The following is a 1,139-nucleotide window of genomic DNA, read 5'->3' as shown; positions in this document are numbered from 1 at the left end:
GGTGGTGAGGGTTCCGGTGTCGGGGTGGTGCGGGAGCGTTTGGCGGGGCTGTCGGTTGTGGAGCGGGAGCGGGCGCTGCTGGAGCTGGTGCGTACGCACGCCGCAGCGGTCCTCGGCTACCACCAGCCGGAGTCGCTTGAAGCGCGTTCCGCCTTCCGGGACTTGGGCTTTGACTCGCTGACCGCTGTGGAGTTGCGCGGTCGGCTGAACGCCGAGACCGGTCTGCGGCTGCCCACCACCGTCGTCTTCGACTATCCGACGCCGGTCGATCTGGCGCGGTTCGTGGGCGCCGAGCTGTTCGGGACCGGGACGGACATGGTGCCCGGTCTGCCGGTGAGGGCTTCGACGTCGGACGATCCGGTGGTCATCGTCGGGATGAGCTGCCGGCTTCCCGGCGGGGTGGCCGGCCCAGAGGACCTGTGGCGGCTGGTGGCCGGGGCGGAGGACGCGATCTCCGAGCTTCCCGATGACCGTGGCTGGGACCTCGACGGTCTCTACGACCCGACCCCGGGACAGCCTGGGAAGAGCTACTCGCGCCATGGCGGATTCGTCAGCGGGGCCGACCGGTTCGACCCGGCGTTCTTCGGCATCAGCCCACGAGAGGCGGTCGCGATCGACCCGCAGCAGCGGCTGCTGCTGGAAACCTCCTGGGAGGCGCTTGAGCGTTCCGGCATTGATCCGCAGACGTTGCGGGGGAGCCGGGCCGGGGTCTTCGTCGGGTCCAACGGCCAGGACTACCCCGCCCTGCTGCTGAGCACGCCGGAGGGCCAGGACGGCTATCTCGGTACCGGCAACGCGGCAGCTGTGGTGTCGGGTCGGGTGTCGTATGCGCTGGGTCTTGAGGGGCCTGCGGTGACGGTGGACACGGCGTGTTCCTCGTCGCTGGTCGCCCTGCACCTGGCGGCGCAGTCCCTGCGCTCGGGCGAGTGTGATCTGGCGCTGGCCGGCGGTGTGACCGTGATGTCGACGCCGGGTGCGTTCATCGAGTTCAGCCAGCAGCGCGGCCTTGCCGCTGACGGCCGGTGCAAGGCGTTCTCGGACGCCGCGGATGGCACCGGTTGGGCTGAGGGTGCTGGTGTGCTGGTGGTGGAGCGCTTGTCGGACGCCAGGCGTAACGGTCATCGGGTGTTGGCCGTGGT

The 1,139-nt window shown here is 70.1% G+C and carries 1 protein-coding gene; it reads left to right on the top strand.

The genetic code is table 11. From position 1 onward, the window contains the following. Positions 1-1,139, top strand: a 1,139-nt coding sequence (locus ACWC9R_RS37085; protein WP_450738288.1) for a beta-ketoacyl synthase N-terminal-like domain-containing protein, incomplete at both ends; no start/stop codon positions are given.

Source organism: Streptomyces sp. NPDC001219, from assembly GCF_053597915.1.
Note: the sequence above shows the minus strand (reverse complement) of the source record. Positions and strands in the feature narration are given on the sequence as shown.